The following is a 611-nucleotide window of genomic DNA, read 5'->3' as shown; positions in this document are numbered from 1 at the left end:
GTACCGTTCTATTTCAGCGTTCAGTCCAATCAGTAACCCAATGCAATGCCCTTGGGGACAAAAAGCCTTTACTGCTTACTTAGGCAAGGAGCTTGAAATCTGGAAGCAATACGATGCAAGTGAACTTCTAAAACAACAACAATCACCATTACCAATTTTGGTTGATCAAGGTGATGCTGATGGCTTCTTAAATGAGCAGCTTAGACCGGAAGCGCTGATTGCTGCGGCAAAAATACACGATTCAAACCTAACCTTGAGAATGCAACCAGGCTATGACCATAGCTATTACTTCATCTCAAGCTTTATTGAAGAGCACCTCAACTTCCATGCAAAATATTTGTTTGCATAGTTAACTTAAGTAAGCTCATGAAATAAAAAATAAAGTCACCAAAACTAGGTGACTTTATTTTCTTTACGTACTAACAAATACATATCTGAATATCGATGATTTAAATATGTAAAATAATGTAACTTAAGAACAAATTCGACGTCCATTTCTCGCCTTATTAAATTCTCATTTCCGACACAGTATCTTTATTAAAAATGAAACAAAGTTGCACTAAAAACCAATTAAATACCGCGAAATCATTACGAAACTCTACTATCATCCC

Annotated in this window: 1 protein-coding gene; it reads left to right on the top strand. The window is 35.8% G+C overall.

What is annotated here, in order from left to right:
* On the top strand, nt 1-349 hold a 349-nt coding region (locus IQR33_RS20930; RefSeq protein WP_265575802.1), incomplete at its 5' end, for an alpha/beta hydrolase-fold protein.
* Nucleotides 350-611: the final 262 nt, after the last annotated feature.

This window comes from Vibrio sp. OPT46, from assembly GCF_015163535.1.
In the GTDB taxonomy this organism is placed as follows: domain Bacteria; phylum Pseudomonadota; class Gammaproteobacteria; order Enterobacterales; family Vibrionaceae; genus Vibrio; species Vibrio alginolyticus.
Note: the sequence above shows the minus strand (reverse complement) of the source record. Positions and strands in the feature narration are given on the sequence as shown.